The organism is Roseovarius sp. 217 (genome assembly GCF_000152845.1).
Lineage (GTDB): Bacteria > Pseudomonadota > Alphaproteobacteria > Rhodobacterales > Rhodobacteraceae > Roseovarius.
In genome coordinates, this window is the sequence record NZ_CH902584.1 from 2,196,536 (window position 1) to 2,213,674 (window position 17,139).

19 protein-coding genes are annotated in these 17,139 nt (G+C 63.9%); 12 read left to right on the top strand and 7 right to left on the bottom strand.

Going from position 1 to position 17,139, the window contains the following annotated elements:
• Position 1: 1 nt before the first annotated feature.
• The gene (locus ROS217_RS24375; protein ID WP_009817717.1) at positions 2-139 is read left to right on the top strand and encodes a hypothetical protein; all 138 of its coding nucleotides are present in this window, start codon (positions 2-4) and stop codon (positions 137-139) included.
• Entirely contained in the window at positions 136-1,497 is a 1,362-nt protein-coding gene (locus ROS217_RS10550; protein WP_009817718.1) for a sigma-54-dependent transcriptional regulator, read from the top strand. Before ROS217_RS24375 ends, ROS217_RS10550 begins: the two co-directional genes overlap by 4 nt.
• 6 nt (positions 1,498-1,503) lie before the next feature.
• Here ROS217_RS10550 and ROS217_RS10555 read toward each other — a convergent pair whose 3' ends face one another.
• Positions 1,504-2,238: a FadR/GntR family transcriptional regulator gene (locus tag ROS217_RS10555; protein ID WP_009817719.1), complete on the bottom strand. Its 735-nt coding sequence runs from the start codon at positions 2,236-2,238 to the stop codon at positions 1,504-1,506.
• An 85-nt stretch (positions 2,239-2,323) separates the two neighbouring features.
• On the opposite strand from ROS217_RS10555, the gene ROS217_RS10560 reads away from it, so the two are divergent.
• The 6 genes from ROS217_RS10560 (at position 2,324) to ROS217_RS10585 (ending at position 6,993) form a co-directional block, all read left to right on the top strand.
• Positions 2,324-3,058, top strand: a complete 735-nt coding sequence (locus ROS217_RS10560) for a DUF2182 domain-containing protein (RefSeq protein ID WP_009817720.1) — start codon at positions 2,324-2,326, stop codon at positions 3,056-3,058.
• A 16-nt stretch (positions 3,059-3,074) separates the two neighbouring features.
• Entirely contained in the window at positions 3,075-3,704 is a 630-nt protein-coding gene (locus ROS217_RS10565) for a DUF1326 domain-containing protein (RefSeq protein ID WP_009817721.1), read from the top strand.
• A complete protein-coding gene (locus ROS217_RS10570; RefSeq protein ID WP_009817722.1) occupies positions 3,704-4,219 on the top strand; it encodes a DinB family protein in 516 nt (171 codons plus the stop codon). Before ROS217_RS10565 ends, ROS217_RS10570 begins: the two co-directional genes overlap by 1 nt.
• Complete coding sequence (locus ROS217_RS10575; RefSeq protein ID WP_009817723.1) at positions 4,216-5,325, top strand: dimethylsulfoniopropionate demethylase; 1,110 nt, start codon at positions 4,216-4,218, stop codon at positions 5,323-5,325. Before ROS217_RS10570 ends, ROS217_RS10575 begins: the two co-directional genes overlap by 4 nt.
• A gap of 106 nt (positions 5,326-5,431) precedes the next feature.
• On the top strand, positions 5,432-6,424 hold the full coding sequence (gene acuI, locus ROS217_RS10580; protein ID WP_009817724.1) for an acryloyl-CoA reductase: 993 nt from the start codon (positions 5,432-5,434) through the stop codon (positions 6,422-6,424).
• Positions 6,425-6,477: 53 nt separating this feature from the next.
• The gene (locus ROS217_RS10585; RefSeq protein WP_009817725.1) at positions 6,478-6,993 is read left to right on the top strand and encodes a GNAT family N-acetyltransferase; all 516 of its coding nucleotides are present in this window, start codon (positions 6,478-6,480) and stop codon (positions 6,991-6,993) included.
• A 2-nt stretch (positions 6,994-6,995) separates the two neighbouring features.
• On the opposite strand, the gene ROS217_RS10590 is transcribed toward ROS217_RS10585, so the two are convergent.
• Both ROS217_RS10590 and ROS217_RS10595 read right to left on the bottom strand, forming a co-directional pair.
• Positions 6,996-7,790 (bottom strand): alpha/beta fold hydrolase, encoded by a 795-nt coding sequence (locus ROS217_RS10590; protein ID WP_009817726.1) that lies wholly within the window; start codon positions 7,788-7,790, stop codon positions 6,996-6,998.
• Positions 7,791-8,387, bottom strand: a complete 597-nt coding sequence (locus ROS217_RS10595) for an amino acid synthesis family protein (protein WP_009817727.1) — start codon at positions 8,385-8,387, stop codon at positions 7,791-7,793.
• Between the two features lie 125 nt (positions 8,388-8,512).
• Here ROS217_RS10595 and ROS217_RS10600 point away from each other — a divergent pair, with 125 nt between their 5' ends.
• The gene (locus tag ROS217_RS10600; protein WP_009817728.1) at positions 8,513-9,400 is read left to right on the top strand and encodes a LysR family transcriptional regulator; all 888 of its coding nucleotides are present in this window, start codon (positions 8,513-8,515) and stop codon (positions 9,398-9,400) included.
• A 171-nt stretch (positions 9,401-9,571) separates the two neighbouring features.
• Here ROS217_RS10600 and ROS217_RS10605 read toward each other — a convergent pair whose 3' ends face one another.
• Together ROS217_RS10605 and ROS217_RS10610 are read right to left on the bottom strand one after the other, a co-directional pair.
• Positions 9,572-10,318 carry a hypothetical protein gene (locus ROS217_RS10605; protein ID WP_009817729.1) on the bottom strand — a complete coding sequence of 249 codons (747 nt, stop codon included), beginning with the start codon at positions 10,316-10,318 and terminating at the stop codon, positions 9,572-9,574.
• Positions 10,308-10,853: an RNA polymerase sigma factor gene (locus ROS217_RS10610; protein ID WP_009817730.1), complete on the bottom strand. Its 546-nt coding sequence runs from the start codon at positions 10,851-10,853 to the stop codon at positions 10,308-10,310. Before ROS217_RS10610 ends, ROS217_RS10605 begins: the two co-directional genes overlap by 11 nt.
• Positions 10,854-10,958: 105 nt before the next feature.
• On the opposite strand from ROS217_RS10610, the gene ROS217_RS10615 reads away from it, so the two are divergent.
• Positions 10,959-12,410, top strand: coding sequence for a S8 family serine peptidase (locus ROS217_RS10615; RefSeq protein WP_009817731.1), 1,452 nt, complete (start codon positions 10,959-10,961; stop codon positions 12,408-12,410).
• A gap of 21 nt (positions 12,411-12,431) precedes the next feature.
• Here the strand turns inward: ROS217_RS10615 and ROS217_RS10620 are convergent, their stop codons facing one another.
• Together ROS217_RS10620 and ROS217_RS10625 are read right to left on the bottom strand one after the other, a co-directional pair.
• Positions 12,432-13,754 (bottom strand): ABC1 kinase family protein, encoded by a 1,323-nt coding sequence (locus ROS217_RS10620; RefSeq protein ID WP_009817732.1) that lies wholly within the window; start codon positions 13,752-13,754, stop codon positions 12,432-12,434.
• A gap of 88 nt (positions 13,755-13,842) precedes the next feature.
• Positions 13,843-14,868, bottom strand: a complete 1,026-nt coding sequence (locus tag ROS217_RS10625) for a LacI family DNA-binding transcriptional regulator (protein ID WP_009817733.1) — start codon at positions 14,866-14,868, stop codon at positions 13,843-13,845.
• A gap of 232 nt (positions 14,869-15,100) precedes the next feature.
• On the opposite strand from ROS217_RS10625, the gene denD reads away from it, so the two are divergent.
• Complete coding sequence (gene denD / locus ROS217_RS10630) at positions 15,101-16,084, top strand: D-erythronate dehydrogenase (RefSeq protein WP_009817734.1); 984 nt, start codon at positions 15,101-15,103, stop codon at positions 16,082-16,084.
• Between the two features lie 57 nt (positions 16,085-16,141).
• Entirely contained in the window at positions 16,142-17,110 is a 969-nt protein-coding gene (locus tag ROS217_RS10635; protein WP_009817735.1) for a TRAP transporter substrate-binding protein, read from the top strand.
• The last annotated feature ends 29 nt before the right edge of the window (positions 17,111-17,139 follow it).

Genomic DNA, 17,139 nt, shown 5'->3' on the forward strand with positions numbered 1-17,139 from the left:
AATGAAAGCAATGATTGCCGCCTTTGCAGCCTGCGCGGTGATTGCCGCCGCGGCCCCGACAGTCCTGCACGAGCTGGGCTATACGTCAGAGGCCAAGCGCGCAGGCGATGCGGTCCGGCTGGGTGACGCGGCCGAATGATGCCGCAACCTGCGCCCGAGGATACACGGGACGAATATGGTCAGAACCTTGCGCATGCGTCGGTGCTTATCATTGACGACGAACCGGGGATGCGCAATTTTCTGATCAAGACGCTGGGGCCAAGATGCCGCCATGTGGAGCAGGCGCGGTCCTGTGAAGAAGGGGCGATGATCCTTGATCAGGCGCATTTCGATCTGGTAATTCTCGACAATATCATGCCGGGCAAGACCGGCCTCGATTGGCTGGAGGAGCAGCGGCGTGTCGGGCTCTTTGCCGATACGATTCTGATCACCGCCTATGCCGATCTTGATACCGCGATCAAGGCGCTGCGCGCGGGGGTCACGGATTTTGTGCTCAAGCCGTTTCGCGCCAATCAGATTCTGAATGCCGTGGCGCGGGCGCTGGACCGCAAGTATCTGGCGCGCGAGAACTATCTCTTGCGGCATGAGCTGTCGGCGGGCGGGCAGGCGGCGCGCGGGCGATTGCTTGGGAATTCGACCGCCATTCAGGCCGTGCGCGCAATGTTGGGAAAGCTGGCGGCCGCACCCACCTCGGTGCTGTTTACCGGCGCAAGCGGGACCGGAAAAGAGATTGCGGCGCGCACCCTGCATGGATTATCGAACCGGGCTGACAAGCCTTTTGTCGCGGTCAATTGTGCCGCGATTTCGGCGGATCGCATCGCTGAGGAGCTGTTTGGCGTGGTCGAGGACGGGCGCGCGCGCAAGGACGGGCTTTTGCTTCATGCCGATGGTGGCACGCTCTTACTCGACGAGGTGGCGCAACTGCCGGAACATGTGCAGGCGGCCTTGTTGCGGGTGCTGGAGGACAAGCGCATTCGCCCCATTGGGTCTGAACGGGAGATCCCGCTGAACCTGCGATTTCTCTTTGCCACCAATGCCGATCTGAAAGAGGCGGTGCGGTCTGGCCGTTTCCGGGCTGATCTCTATCACCGGATCAATATCGTCAATGTCCAGATGCCAAGCCTCAAGGAGCGTCAGGAGGATATTGTCGAACTGGCGGCGCTTTTCATGAGCGAGTTTGCCGGCGCGCTGGGCATGCCGGTGCTCGATCTCGATGCTGAGGTTCTGCTCAAGCTCAGCCGCTACGATTGGCCCGGCAATGTGCGCGAATTGCGCAATCTGATTGAGCGGTCGGTGATCCTTGGGGCCCTTCCAGAGGAATTCGCGGGCTCTGGCCGGGAGGGAGGCGAACCAGCGCTAGAGACGCTGGAACATGTGGAGCAGCGCCACATCATGGCCGTGCTCGATGCCTGCGGCGGCAATCGGGCGGAAGCGGCGCGGCGTCTGGGCGTGGCGCGCAAGACGATTGACCGAAAGTGCGCGGCTTGGGGAGTCTGAGCCTGACTATCTGGGCGCGCGGGCGCGGGCGGCCATGACATCGCGCCCAAGGGTGAGGGTATAGGCCTCTAGTTCGGTCAGCGCCGTTTGCGCGGCCTCGGCCTCAGACCCGGCGAGCGCATCGGCGATGCGGGTGTGAAAGCCAACGATCGCCTCGCGCGAGCGGGCCGTGAAGGTGATCATGTTCATCAAGGGTTGCATCGCCTCGACCGCACCTGCGAGTTGATAGCTGAGCACCGGGTTGCCCGCGCTGTCCACCAACGCGCGGTGAAAGGCCACGTCAGAGGCGCAAAAGCTCTCGTCGGTCAGTCCCGGTTGCCCTTGGCGATGGATCTCGGCGCGCATGGTGGCCAGGGTATCGGGTGTGCGGCGCTGGGCGGCAAGTGGCGTGCAGGCGCGTTCCAGCGCATAGCGCGCTTCGCAGGCGACATCAAAGCTGATGGCGTTCATGCTGAGCAGCAGCGTAGCGGTGGTGATCTGTTGGCCGTAAGCCTCGGTGTAGCTGAGGCGGTTGACGAAGGCGCCACCAAATGCGCCGCGCTGCGTGCGAATGAGCGATTGCGCCGCCAACCGCTTGAGCGCCTCGCGCACGGTGGGGCGCGACACCGCGAAGTGATCGGCAAGCTCTGCCTCGGAGGGTAGGCGTTCGTCGACGATGAGTTGACCCGAGACAATCGCATCGCGGATTGCCTCGGCTATCTGGGCCGAAAGGTCGGCTTTGTTATCTGGATCAATTTTCATTTGTCATACATTTAAATGTCTGACAATTTAAACGCAAGAGGTGAGTCGCAGGGAGAGCGCCATGATTGCAGCACGGGTCAGGCGGATGGGGGGAGGGCACTGGCTGGTGCTGTTCGGTCTCATTCTGGGGGCCTGGGGGCTGCTTTATGCCATGGCGCTGCCGCAGGATTTGCGCGACGGGGCGGTGATTTACGGGGCGGATTTCCTGCAAAGCCTGTGCATCGTGACGCCCGATGCCGCCGGATTTGGACGGATTGCCCTCATGTGGGCGCTGATGTCGGCGGCGATGATGGCCCCCACGGCGCTGCCCGCATTCGCCACTTACGAAGAGTTGAGCCACACTGGCGAAACGCGGTTTGGCGCGTTGGTGGCGGGGTATCTGGGCGTTTGGCTGGGGTTTTCGATCCTTGCGGCGGGGGCACAAATGGCGCTGTTTCAGGCGGGGTTGCTGACGGCGTTCGGCGATAGCCGCTCTGGCGTCTTGTCGGCGGGGCTGCTGGCCGTGGCCGGGGCCTATCAGTTCAGCCCGGCCAAGGAGGCGTGCCTGTCGAAATGCCGCCGCCCGCTGTCGTTCTTCATGCAGCATTGGGATGAGGGCGCGTGGCGCAACGGGGTGCGGTTGGGCCTTGTGTGCCTTGGGTGTTGCTGGGCGCTGATGGCGCTGGCCTTTGTTGGGGGGGTGATGAACCTCGCCTTCATGGGGTTGGCGACGGTGATCATGGTTCTGGAAAAACTTCCCGATCTCGGGCGCTATCTGACACGGCCCTTGGGGGCCGGGCTGATGGCGGCGTCGGTCTGGGTTCTGTTCACGTCAATCTGAAAGAGGAGGCTGGAAAATGGCTTTGGATACGTTGGGCACTGTGCCCTGGGCGATCAAGGGGGAGTTGATCCTCAACTGCAACTGCACGGTATTCTGCCCCTGCGTGGTCTCATTGGGCAAACATGCGCCCACCGAGGGATATTGTCAGGCGTGGTCGGGCGTGCGCATCGACGAGGGTCACTATGGCGACGAGGACCTGAGCGGCCTCAACGTCGGTCTGATGCTGGAAATCCCCGGTCTGATGGCGCGCGGCAACTGGAAGGCGGCGGCCTTTATCGACGAGCGCGCGAGCGAGGCCGGGTACGAGGCGCTGGTCAATATCTTTTCCGGCAAGGCGCGCGGCACGACCGGTCTCTTTGGGGTGCTGGTCAGCGAGTTTCTGGGCGCTGAGCGCGCGCCGGTCATTTTCGAGACCGAGGGCAATGCACGCCGCCTGATGGTGGGCAAGATGATCCAAGGCGAAGTGGTGCCGGTGCCGGGCCACAAGGGCGAGGATATCGTCGTCACCAACACCGAATACTGGATGGGCCCCGACATCACCGTCGCCACCGCCACCAAGGGCCGCGTACGCGCCTTTGGCCGGGTGTGGGATTTCGACGGGCGCAGCGCGGAAATCTGCCAGATTGATTGGAAAGGCCCGCGCTGATGCTGCTGGCGGCGGATCATGTGCGCCTGATGGCGCGCTATAATGCCTGGCAGAACGCGCAGATCATGCGGGCCGTGGATGGCGTGAGCCGCACGGTGCTGACCGAGGATCACGGGGCTTTCTTTGGCTCGATCTTGGGCACGCTCAATCATGTTCTCTGGGCGGACCGGCTCTGGCTGCATCGGTTCGGGGCCAAGGTCGCGGCGCCGGAGGGCAGAATGGCCGAGAGCACGACACTCACGCCGACGGGGGCGGCGTGGGGCGCGGAGCGGTTCGCCACCGATGGGGCGCTCCGGCTCTGGGCGCGGGGCCTGCACAGCCTTGACCTTACCGGCGATCTGACATGGTTTTCCGCCGTCAAGGGCGTAGAGGTCAGCCGCCCGAGGGCGATGTGCGTTACCCATTTCTTTAACCATCAGACCCACCACCGAGGGCAGGTCCATGCGATGCTGACGCGCGCGGGCCTGCCCGCCCCGGTCACCGATCTTGTTTTCATGCCTGAGGAGGCTTTATGAGCGCACCCCTTTTGTCCCTGTCACGCCGGTTGCGTCGCACGCCTTTTTCCGAAGGGGTCGAAGCGGCGGGGGTCAAGGCCTATACGGTCTATAACCACATGCTCTTGCCCACGGTGTTCCGTTCGGTTGAGGAAGATTATCGCCACCTGAAAGACGCGGTGCAGGTCTGGGACGTGGCCTGCGAGCGGCAGGTGGAATTGCGCGGCCCGGATGCGGCAAAGTTGATGCAGATGCTGACGCCCCGCGATTTGCGGGGGATGACGGCCGGGCAGTGCTATTATGTGCCCATCGTCGATGAGACGGGCGGCATGCTCAACGATCCGGTGGCGGTCAAGCTGGCCGAAGATCGCTGGTGGATTTCGATTGCGGATTCGGACCTGCTCTATTGGATCCGGGCCACGGCACATGGATGGCGGTTGGATGTGTTGGTGGATGAGCCGGACGTGAGCCCGCTGGCGGTGCAGGGCCCGCGCGCCGATGATCTGATGGCGGCGGTTTTTGGCGATGCGGTGCGCGACCTGCGCTTTTTCCGGTTTGGGCATTTCGATTTTCAGGGCCGCGATATGGTGATCGCGCGTTCGGGCTATTCCAAGCAGGGCGGGTTCGAGATCTATGTCGAGGGCGGCGATATCGGTATGCCGCTCTGGCATGCGCTGATGGAGGCCGGGAAGGGCATGGATGTCCATGCCGGATGCCCCAATCTGATCGAGCGGATCGAGGGCGGATTGCTGAGCTATGGCAATGACATGACCGACGACAACACGCCGCATGAATGCGGATTGGGCAAGTTCTGCAACACCCATACGGCGATTGGGTGTATCGGGCGGGATGCCCTGCTACGGGTGGCCAAGGAAGGGCCGGTGCAGCAAATCCGTGCGCTGGAGATCGAAGGAGCGGCTGTGCCACGTTGTGACCGGTGGTGGCCGGTGATGGCGGGAGGCAAGCGCGTGGGCCGGGTCAGTTCGGCAACGTGGTCGCCGGATTTCGGGGTGAATGTGGCGATCGCAATGGTGCGAATGACGCATTGGGATGCCGGGACAGAGGTGACGGTTGAGACCCCGGAGGGGCCGCGCGCCGCACGGGTTCGAGAGAAGTTCTGGGCCTGAGAGGGGATGGGGGCGCTGCCCCCGCCGCCCGTACCGGGCGTCCCCCCGAAGTATTTTGGGCCAGATGAAGCGGGGCGTAACGCCTGCATGACAGAAGGAGAATGAAATGTTCAAGGCATTGGTCGTCGAGAAAGACGCAGAGAGCGGGAAGACATCCGCTGCGGTGAAGACCTTGACGTTGGACGATTTGCCGGACGCCGAGGTGACGGTGGCGGTCGAATATTCCACGGTGAATTACAAGGACGGGCTCTGCATCGGGCCGGGCGGCGGTCTGGTGCGGTCCTATCCGCATGTGCCGGGAATTGATTTTGCGGGCACGGTCGAGGCGAGCGATGATGCGCGCTACAAGCCCGGTGACAAGGTGGTTTTGACCGGCTGGCGCGTCGGCGAGGCGCATTGGGGCGGCTATTCGCAAAAGGCGCGGGTGCGCGCCGACTGGCTGGTGCCCTTGCCCGAGGGGCTGGATACGCGGGCGGCGATGGCGGTGGGCACCGCTGGCTTTACCGCGATGCTGGCGGTGATGGCGCTGGAGGATCATGGGCTGGTGCCGGGGCATGGCGAGGTGCTGGTCACGGGGGCTGCGGGCGGCGTGGGATCGGTGGCCACGGCCATTCTGGCGCATCTGGGGCATGAGGTGGCCGCTGTGACCGGTCGGCCTGAGCAGGAGGGCTATCTGCGTGGGCTGGGGGCAAGCCGCATCGTGCCGCGTGAGGAACTGGCCGAGACGGTCAAGCGACCGCTCGAGAGCGAGAACTGGACGGGTTGCGTCGATGCCGTGGGTGGCGCGATGCTGGCGCGGGTTCTCGGCCAGATGAAATATGGCGCAAGTGTTGCCGCCGTGGGGTTGGCGGGGGGCGCGGGCCTGCCTGCGACGGTCATTCCGTTCCTGTTGCGCGGCGTCAATCTCTTGGGGATCGACAGCGTGATGCAGCCCTATGCGAACCGGCTGCGGGCCTGGGAGCGGATCGCGCGAGATCTGCCGATGGACAAGCTCGAGGCGATGATCACGCCTGCCACCTTGGCAGATCTGCCGCGTTTGGGGGCGGATATTCTGAAGGGGCAGGTCAAGGGCCGGGTTGTGGTCGATCTGAACGGCTGAGACTTGCCAAAGCGTCTCGCCCCCGCTAGCCATTGCGGGCGGGGGAGAGTGGTATGACAGAACAGGCAGGTATCACGATCAGGCTGGCGCGCGAGGCGGATTTTGCCGCGATCTGGCCTATCGTGCGCGATGTGATCCGGTTGGGTGATACCTATGCCATCGAGGCGGGTCTGACCCGTGAGGCGGTGCGTTCGCTCTGGATGGAGGTGCCGCGTGCCACCTATGTGGCCGAACGCGGTGGCGAGGTTCTGGGCACCTATTACCTCAAGACCAATCAGGCCGGGGGCGGGGCCCATGTGTGCAACGCAGGCTATATGGTGGCCGAGGCGGCGCGCGGCCAGGGCATCGCGCGCGCCATGTGTGTGCAGTCGCAGGATGAGGCGCGCGAGCTTGGCTATCTGGCAATGCAGTTCAATTTCGTGGTCGAGACAAACCGGGGCGCGATTGCGCTTTGGGAGCATCTGGGATTTGAGACGGTGGGGCGTTTGCCTCGGGCGTTTCGCCATCCCCAAGCGGGTCTGGTCGACGCGCGCGTCATGTTCAAGTGGTTGGGCCCAGAGGAGGCGTGATCTCAGGCGTGCAGGCTGAGGAATTGCGTAAGCCTTCCCGCAAAGGCTTGGGGTGCCTCGATCAATCCGAGGTGACGCAGGGCGGGCAGGATCAGGCACTGACTATCCGTGATCTCGGCGGCGATGGCCTCGGCCATGGTCGGGGTGGACCCGCTGTCGTTTTCACACGTCATCACCAAGCTGGGCAGGGTTAGCGGCGGCTGGGGCTGGATCAGTTCGGTTACGCCCTCTGCCAGCACGAGCCGATGCGCCGCATAGCTGACAGGATCGGTGGCGAGCACGGTTTGGCGAATGCTATCCACCAGATCGGGGGCGTGATCGCGGAATTCGGGTGTGAACCATCGCTCCAGCGCTGCGTCGATGGTGGCTGCCGGACCGCCCGAGGCGGCGTCGCGGGCCTGTGCCTCGACCCGCGCCTGCAGGTCGGGGGCGCGTTCGTGGGGCGAATTGAGGATGGCGAGGGCTGTGACGCGGGCCGGGTGATCGAGGGCCACGCGCCGGTTGATCATGCCGCCAAGAGAAAAGCCGACGAGAGCCGCGCGGGGCAAGGCCAGCCGATCCATCAGGGTCAGGAGTTGGAGTGACAGCGTCGAGAGGGTGAGCGGCCCCGCATGGGGGGCGCTCTGCCCATGTCCCGGCAGATCGTAGCTGAGCACGCGGAAGCGTTTGGCCAAGAGCGGCGCGATCACGCCCCATGTGCTGTTGCGCGACAGACCGAGGCCGTGGATCAGCACCACGACGGGGGCCTCGACCGGTCCAGTCAGGTCATAGGCTGTGCCATCAGGGGAGAGTGTCATTCAGACCCCAGCGGGATTGTCAGGATCATGGCCCATTTCGCGCAGATCCTCGTAGCGGTTGCCGATGCGGTGATGCGGATGCCCGCCGACGGAAGCCCCAAGCGCGAGGATGATTTCATCCTCGGCGGGCGCGTCCGGCACAACGGTGTGGATGGTCTGATAATGCGAGCGCCGCCCGGCGTCGTCCTTGTCCATCAGGGGGATCATCAGGGCGGCCCCGGCGGCCCCGCGCGTGTTGGTGAAGGCGAGATAGGTCTTGGCCTTGACCGCATCGCGGAACTGGTTGCCGAACCACAGCGTATGGGTGAGGGCCATGGCATGTTCCAACTCGCCGCCCATGCCGACGACGCTGGCCTTGCCATAGCCTTCGAGCCGGTCGCCGGTGACCTCAAGGATCATGTCGGTCAGCATGCGTCCAAGCTCTGGGCCGTGCGCGCGAATTTCCGGGCCGAGATCCTCGACATGACCACGCCCGAACCACGGGTTGCGGATGATCGCCATGGCGGCGACCAGCAGCGTCGGATCTGCCACCGCCTTGCCGCCTTCGCTGTGGGTGCGTTGCACGAGGGTCAGGCTGCGTCGAAGGTCAATGGTCATGGAGCTGTCCTAGGTGTTTTGAAGCGCCTTGACGGCGCGTTGCGGGAAAGTCGCATAAAAGAAGCATTCTTGAAAACGAATTGTTTTGCTGCAAATATGCGGAAAATTCGAATTGAAAGCCCGTGATGAACATCACCGCCTTGCAGACCTTTCTCGCCATTGTCGACACCGGCAATCTGGTGCGCGCCTCGCAAAAGCTGAACGTCACGCAATCGACGGTGACGGCGCGGCTCAAATCGCTGGAGGATGAGCTGGGTCAGCAGCTTCTCAATCGGCAGAAATCGGGCACGACGCTGACCCCGGCGGGCACCAAGCTCTTGCGCTATGCGCGGATCATGACCGGGCTCTGGCGGCAGGCGCGCTATGAGACGGGCCTGCCTGCGGGCCTCAGTTCGGTCTGCACCTTTGGCTGTGACCGCGAGTTGTGGCACGGGCCGGGGCGGGCGTTTTTCGACGGGGTGGTGCAGGGGCATCCCGATATGGCCGTGTCGGTGCAGCAGGGTAGCGGGCGCGAGTTGGAGGATTGGCTGGCGGCGGGGTTGGTGGATGTGATCCTGACCTACGGGGCCTCGGCGCGGGGCAATCAGACTGTCTATGCGCTGCCGCCTGAGGAATTGGTACTTTATTCCGACCGGGAACTGACCTCGATCCGGGCCGATCCCAAGTATATTTTCGTGGATCATGGCGAGGACTATCGCCGCGCCCATGGCGAGACCTATCACGATGCCGGAATTGCGCGGGTGAGTTTCGATAGTTCTTGGTGGGCATTGCAATTTCTGCTGGAGCGGGGGGGATCGGCCTATCTGCCGCGCGCGCTGGCAGTACCCTTGGTGGCGGAAGGGCGGCTCTATGAGTTGCGCGAGGCGCCGATCTATACCCGCAAGAAAATGCTGGTGGTCAATGACAGTGCCGCGGCGAACTGGGAGTGGTTCGCGCCCTTGGTGGGCGCGCTGAGGGCGCGGTCGGCGGATTGGCTGGAGCATCCGGATCGGAGGTTTGTCATTCCGGGCTAGGGGGAGAATTGTGACTGGTTCTGGCAATGCTCCTAAGAGGGAGCCGCGCGATCGCTAGGCCGCGGGACGGCCTAGCGATCGCGCGGCGGCGCTCCGCGCCTTGTTCCGCGCGTGCGCGTTTGAAGTAAACGTCGCCCTTCAGATCCATGCCAGCCTTATTCAGCGCCTCCCCTACCTCAGAAAGGCGCGCTCTTCGTCTGTGGTCATCGGCTGGCCTGCGCCGGTGGCGGTAAAGAAGGCATCAAGCGCCTCGAGAGCTGAGGCGGGGGTGTATCCGGTGTCACCACCTACCTCCCCGGCCTGGGCGATGGCAAATTGCAACTGCCACCCGGCATCGTCGCGACAAGCGACGGCGACATAGCCGCCGCGCTCGGGTGTTGTCGCCTCATATTCTCGGCAGAACTGGCCTGCCGCATCGGTGAAAGACGAGACCACGGTCAAGGTGGTGCCATCCGAGAGTTGCGCCGCATTGCCCGACGGCAGGCTGTCGAGGCGTTCGCTAAGGGCCGTGCTGAAGGGTGCGCCAAGCGGGGTCTCTGCCCCGCGTGACAGCAGCAGCCCCGCGCCGATTCCAACGGCGAGGGCGAGGCTGGCGGCGAGGGCCATCGGCTGCCAGCGCAGGCGGGATGCAGGTGGCGCGGCGGGCGCTGGCGCTGTGCGCAGGGGCACCACATTGGATGCCTCTGGCGGCGCGCTGGCCTCGCCCATGGCGCGGACGCGCGCGATGAGCGCCTCAGAGACCTGTGCATCGGGATGGTCCTGCATCGCTTGCTGTGCCAATTGTGCGGTCTCGACGAAGAGGGCGTAGCGTGCAGCCAAGGCTTTGTCGGTGACAATCTGGGCAAGCAGTGCCTCGGCCTTGGGGCCTGTGATTTCGCCATCGGCGAGGGACATCAGTGTGTCGTCATCAATCTGCATCGGTTCTGGTCCTTCCCCTTGCCTGAGGATAACGGCTGGGGCTGCTGTCTATTCCCACGGCTTTTGCAAGGGCAAGCCGGGCGCGGCTGAGGCGGCTCATGACGGTGCCCTGAGGGATGTCAAGTGTCGCGGCGGTTTCGGCATAGCTCAACCCTTCGATGCAAACCAGATGCATCACCATGCGCTGATCCTCGGGCAAGTCCGCCATTGCGATGCGCACGGCGTTCAGGGTCAGCCGGTCATCTGTCTGGGCGGCGCTGTCAATAGGGTCAGGTTGCGGACTTTCGTGGATATCAACGGTCTCGCCGCGCGTCGCGTCGCGTCGCAGGGTGTCAATCCACGCGTTGCGGAGAATGCGAAAGAGCCAAGCCTGTAGATGGGTCGCGGTGTCGAACCGGTCTCGGGCGCGAAACGCGCGCTCGGCCGTGATCTGTACGAGATCGTCGGCGAGATCACCGCGGCGGCAGAGCGACAGCGCAAATCGCTTGAGGGCGGGCAAAAGCGCCACGACGTCCTCGGTGAACTTGTCAGACATTGTGGCGTGGCCTCTGAAACTGGGGGATGTCGGGAATAAAGTCTGATCTATTTCGTTTTACATAACATGGCATGTAGGGTGGGGACGACAAGAGGAGAAAAACAGGTGAGCCAGTGGCGACCAAGCGCCGTGCTGATTTTGGTTGGCCTCATTGTCCTGACCGGGCCGTGGGTGTCTGGGCTGTCCCCGGTCAGTGTGGCCTGGGCAGACGATGGCGACGGGGATGGAGATGGCGATGATGGGGATGACGGGGATGATGGCGGCGGCGGGTCCGGTGCAGGTCGTATCGGTGTCGGGGAAACCAGTTTCCGCGACTACCGCCGTAATTTGCGCTCGCTGTTCAATCTTCAGGTGCCGCGCCGAACGCAACGCGCAAGCCCTGCACCGCGCGCCGCGCCCCGCCCGACCGAAGCCGAGCGTGAGATCATTGCGCGTGGTCTGAGCGATGACGACGCCGCAGCGCTTGTGGCGCAGGGCTACGGCATTTTGGAGCGCGTTGATCTGGCGAGCCTTGGATTGACCATGCAGCGGCTCTTGGTGCCCGAAAACACCAGTTTGCAAGAGGCGCGTGCGGCGGTTCAGGCACTGCCCACGGGTGAGGTGGCGGATTTCAATCATTACTACCGTGCCGGTGGAGACATGGCATCGGATGCCGTGGGGACAGAGAGTGTCGCGGAGCCATGTGAGGGGCTGCATTGCCCGGCACGCGGTTTAATCAATTGGCCTGATCATATCGGGCCGGGGGGCTGCGGCGTGCCGGTCACCATCGGCATGATTGATACCGGGATCAATACCGACCACGCGGTGCTTGCGGGGGCGCAAGTGGCGCTCCTGCGGGTGGCACCTGAAGATTACACGGCCTCGGATGCCATTCATGGGACGGCTGTGGCCGCTCTTTTGGTGGGCGATCCTGCCTCGCGCGCGCCGGGTCTCTTGCCCGGTTTGCCGCTGGTCGCGGTGGATGCGTTTCACAAGGCGTCAGGGGATGAGCGTGCCGATGCTTTTACCCTCGTGCGCGGTCTTGATCATCTGGTCGAGGCCGGGGCAACGGTGATCAACCTCAGTCTCACGGGGCCAGCCAATGCGGTGTTGGAGCAGACATTGGCCGAGTTGGAGAGCGCAGAGGGGATTGTGGTGGTGGCAGCGGCGGGCAATGGCGGGCCCAATGCCCCGCCCGCCTATCCTGCCGCCTACGACAGCGTGATTGCCGTCACGGCGGTGGACAAGGCAGGGGGCCCCTATCGTCGCGCTGGACGGGGTCCGCATGTGCATCTTGCCGCGCCGGGGGTCGAGGTTTGGACGGCTGCGTCCGTCAAGGGGGCGCGGTGGAAAACCGGCACATCCTTTGCCGCCCCCTATGTCACCGCTGCTGTGGCGCTCTGGCAACAGACGCATCCGGGTTCGTCCCCAGCCGAAATCCGGGCCGCCTTGGCGCAAAGCGCGGTGGATCTCGGGGAGGCTGGAACGGATGACATCTTTGGTCATGGTTTGCTCAATCTCGAGAATAGCTGCCCGAAACCGGCTCGGGTCGGCATCATTCCGGTTCTGGCGGATTAGATTGGCCCGGAGCTACGGCTGTCACGGGTAACGCTCCAGCATTGGGCGCAGAGCGACGCGGGCCCGGAGTTTGGTGGCGAGCAGGTACATGCCGCCAATCTTGCGGTGCAGGAACATCGTCGCGGGCGGGGGCACATGGGTCAGATCGCGCTCTGACCCCATCGCCAGCCCCATATCGCGCAGGGTTTGCATAAGATCGGCGCTGCCGAAATCAAACGGTGTGCTCTGGCGCAGCGGGGCCATGGCGGCGTTGAACATCTCGAGGATCAGATCCTGATGCCGGGTGGAGGTCGCCGCATCGAAATAGCCGATGCGGAGCATGGCGGCGCGGGTGCGAGCGGCATCGCACGCGAGCGCGGCGTTGAGCAAGCCACGAAAATCCTGTGTGAGATCCGGGGCAATCGCCATTACGGCCCCAAAATCCAAAAGGACGATGCGGCGCGAGGCCGTGTCAAAGCGGTAATTGGCGAGGTTGGGATCGGTCTGCATCAGGCCAAAGTCGAAGAGTTCCCGCAAGGTCAGAGCGATCAGATGCCGTGCAATGTGGTCGCGCAGGTCTTGGGCGGCGTCGATCAGCGCGTCTATGGGCTGGCTCTCGATATAGGACATGGCCAGCACATGTGGTGTGCTGAGATCGGTGTGGAGGTCAGGGAGACGGAACGCGTCTGAACCCGCGAGACGCGTCTGAAAAGCGGTGAGGTGTCGGGCCTCGGAGAGGTAGTCGGCCTCTTGATGCAGTTGCGCCTTGGCCTCGCGCAGCATCGGGCCAAGGTCCATCTCGCGCGGGACCACGCCCGGCACGCGCAGGAGTGTCGCCAGATTGTCGATGTCGCTGTCGATGCTGGCGCGCACGCCGGGATATTGCACCTTGATCGCCAGATCGCGACCATCGAGGGTTTGCGCGCGGTGGACCTGTCCGATCGAGGCCGCAGCGAAGGGGCGCAGATCGAAGCGTTTGAACCGCCCGTACCAGCCCGTACCCCATGCGGCATTCAGCACTGATTGCAGCTGCTTGGGGGGCATGTGCGGCGCCTCGGCGCGCAGGGCGGCCATGATCGCCGTCATCTCGGGCGGCAGCACAAGGCCCGTGTCCATCGACAGCATCTGCCCCAGCTTCATCGCCGCGCCACGCATCTGGCCCAGATCTCGGGTCACGCGCCGGGCGGTGGCGGGCGTCAGCAGCAGTCCGGGAAGCCGTGGTCGCTGGCCTTGCGCTGCTTGACGCACTCCGCTGGCCACCATGTCGCCCAAGATACCGGTGGTCATGCCACCAAGGCGCATCAAGCGGCCAAGACGGTGACCGGGCACGGGGTAAGACCCGTCCAGATCGTCGTTGCGCGCCATTTGATCCACTCCTCAGCCCGATGTGAGGGGCAAGATGGGGCGCTGTCGCATGATTGCCAGACCCTGTTGCGGGGGCAGAAGCAATCGGTCAGGCGGTGCGACCTGGGACGAGACGGAACTCTATGCGGGTGATTTTTGGCGGAGTTTCGCCCGCGAGGCTGCGCAGAATGTGATCTGCCGCGACAAAGCCGATGCGTTCGCGGTTGGACGCGATGGTGGTGAGAGGCGTCGGCAGCGCTTGCCCGATGCTGAGCCCGTTGAAGCCTGCAAGGGCGATGTCACCGGGAAGCGATAGCCCGGCGGTCTGACAGTGAAAGACGCCGCCGACGGCCATGTCATCATTGGAGAAGAACACCGCTTTCGGGGCCGGGGACGCGGTGGCGAGAAGCTGCGCCAGACCTGTCCGACCCAGTGGCACCGAGGATGGGCCGTCGAGCATGAGCGTGTTAGCAAGGGTCAGGCCCACTTCGGCCAGACCGTCCTTGAAGCCGTCAAGCCGGGCCAACGCGCGAAAATCGGTTGATATGTCATGGCCGATATAGGCAATTCGGCGATAGCCGCGCCCGATCAGGTAATGCGCCATCGACCGTCCGGCGGCGCGGTGCGAGAAACCGACAACCATATCGGCCACATCCGAGTCAGTATCCATCACCTCAACCACCGGCATTTCGGCGGCGCGCAACAGGCTGCGCGTCGCCGCGTTCCCGGCGGTTCGAGCCAGAACGAGGCCCGCAGGCCGCCAGGACAGCAGGTCGCGCAAGAGGTGCTCTTCGCGGGCGGCATCATAATGTGAAATGCCGAGGATCGGGTGATATCCGTCCTGTTCGAGGCGGGTTTCCAGCCCTTTGAGCACATCTGCAAAGACAATGTTCGAGAGCGAGGGCAGGATTACCGCGACCTGACGCGACGCCCCGCCCGCGAGCGTTCCGGCGAGACGATTTGGCACGTAATTGAGGGCGCGCGCGGCGTTTTCGACCTTGAGGCGGGTGTCCTTGGCAACAGCGCTGCGGCCCCGCAAGGCGCGGCTTGCGGTGATTTCACTCACGCCTGCGGCCTCGGCCACCTGCGAGAGGGTCGGGCGGCGGGACGGTGGATCGGGCGGGTTCGGGTCCATACCTTTAGATTGCGCAAAATGATGGCGCTGTCATTGAGAATCTGCGTGGGACGGGGTGCAGAGCCGCGCGGCGGCGCTTTGGGTCTTGTTCCGCGTGGGGAGGTTAGGACCATGTTTGCCGATACAGAAGTTCAAGTTCCAAGGCGGCTTCTCTACCTCGGGCGCCATCGGACAGAACCATATTGACAGCGCTGTCATTACTTGGTTCAGTCCGGGTCGAGGGGGATTTGGCGTGCGTATTCTGATCACCGGAGCAGCGGGATTTATCGGTCAGCGGGTCGTGCGCGCGCTCTCGGAGCGCGATAGCCTAATCGTGGATGGGCAAGAGCGCCGGATCGCGGCCCTCCTTGCCACCGATATTGCCGAGGCTCCGTTGCGTGATCTTGCGCAGTCCTGTCGGCGGGTGCATGCCCTGCCGGGGGCGCTGGATAGTGCGGAAATATTGGCGCGGATTGTCGAGGATGCGCCCGAGTTGGTGATCCATCTGGCCGGTGTCGTCTCGGGGCAGGCGGAAGAGGATTACGCGCTGGGCATGGCGGTCAACTTGCAAGCGACGATTGCCCTGATCGACGCCTGCCGTAGCCTGCGCAAGCCGCCGGTGTTTGTCTTTTCCTCATCGGTTGCGGTGTTTTCCTGCACCGACAATGACACGATTTCAGAGGAGACCCAGCCCGCGCCACTGTCATCTTATGGCACGCAAAAGCTGATGGGTGAATTGCTGGTGCGCGATGCCAGCCGAAAAGGGTTTATCCGGGGCCGCGCGTTGCGCTATCCGACCATCGCGGTGCGGGCGGGCAAGCCCAATCGCGCCGCGTCGGGCTTTGCCAGCGGGATTATCCGCGAGCCGTTGGCCGGGATGGCGGCGGAGTTGCCGGTCGGGCGCGGGCTGCGGATGCATCTGGCCTCACCCGCCAAGGCGTTGGACTATACGCTGACGGCCATTGCGCTGGCGCAAGCCGAGCTGGGGCTGGAGACCACCGTCACCTTGCCGGGTATTTCGGTCACGGTGGGGGCGATGCTGGACACGTTGGAGACCTTGGCGGGGCCCGAGGTTGCCGCGCGGGTGACAGAGCGGCCCGATGCCGCGATCGAGCGGATCGTGACCACATGGCCGGGGCAGATCATCACGCCGCGCGCCGAGGCCATGGGATTTGCCCCCAACCGGGATTTTGCCGAAATTGTGCAGGAGTATATGGATAGTCTGGCACGGAACTGACGGGGCACGGGAGGCCCCGGTTGACTGAACCAATGGAAACCCAAGGAGGAGGATCACATGAAACATCTGGCACTGGGCGCGATTGCTGCGCTGGGACTGGTCACAGCGGCCGAGGCGCAACAGAATATCGTGGTCGGGCACGCGCTCTCGCCCACCTCGCATTATGGCGTGGGCGCGCAGGCGTTCATCGACACGCTGACCGAATTGTCGGGCGGCGCCTTTACCGGCGAACAGGCACCTGCCGGGCAGTTGGGCGGCGAGCGCGACATGATCGAAGGCTTGCAGATCGGATCGCTGGATGTGGTCATCACCTCTACCGGCCCCTTGGGGAATTTCGTGCCGCAGGTCTATGCGCTCGATCTGCCGTTCCTGTTCCGCGACTATGACCATGCCCGCACCGTGCTGGATGGTGAGATCGGGCAGGAATTGCTGGATGAAATAAGCAAGAATAATCTGGTGGCGCTGGCCTGGTCCGAGAATGGGTTTCGCCATGTGACCAACTCGCAGCGCGCCGTGCGCACGCCCGAGGATCTGGCGGGGCTCAAGCTGCGCACGATGGAGAACAAGGTGCATATGGCGGCGTTCGAGGGCATGGGTGCTGCTCCGACCCCGATGGCCTTTCCTGAACTGTTTACCGCGTTGCAGCAGGGCGTCGTGGACGGTCAGGAAAACCCGATCACGGTGATCACGGCGTCGAAATTCTGGGAAGTGCAAAAATATGTGTCCCTCACCGGACATGTCTATTCGCCCGCAGCCGTCCTGGCCTCGCCGGTCCTGCTCGACAGTTTGAGCGATGAAGAGCGCGGCTGGTTTGCAGAGGCGGCCAAGGCCTCGGCGGCGGCGACGCGGGCAGAGGTCAACCGGCTGGAAGAGGCGGGTGTCGCGCTCTTGCGGGAAAACGGCATGGAGGTGATCACCGACATCGACAAAGCTCCGTTTGCGGCGCTGGCCGAAACGGCGTCTTATTCGGTCTATACGGATCAGTATGGCGGCGAGATGATCGAGCGGATCAAGGCCGTCGAGTGATCCAGGGCACGAACCTGACCCCGGCGCGG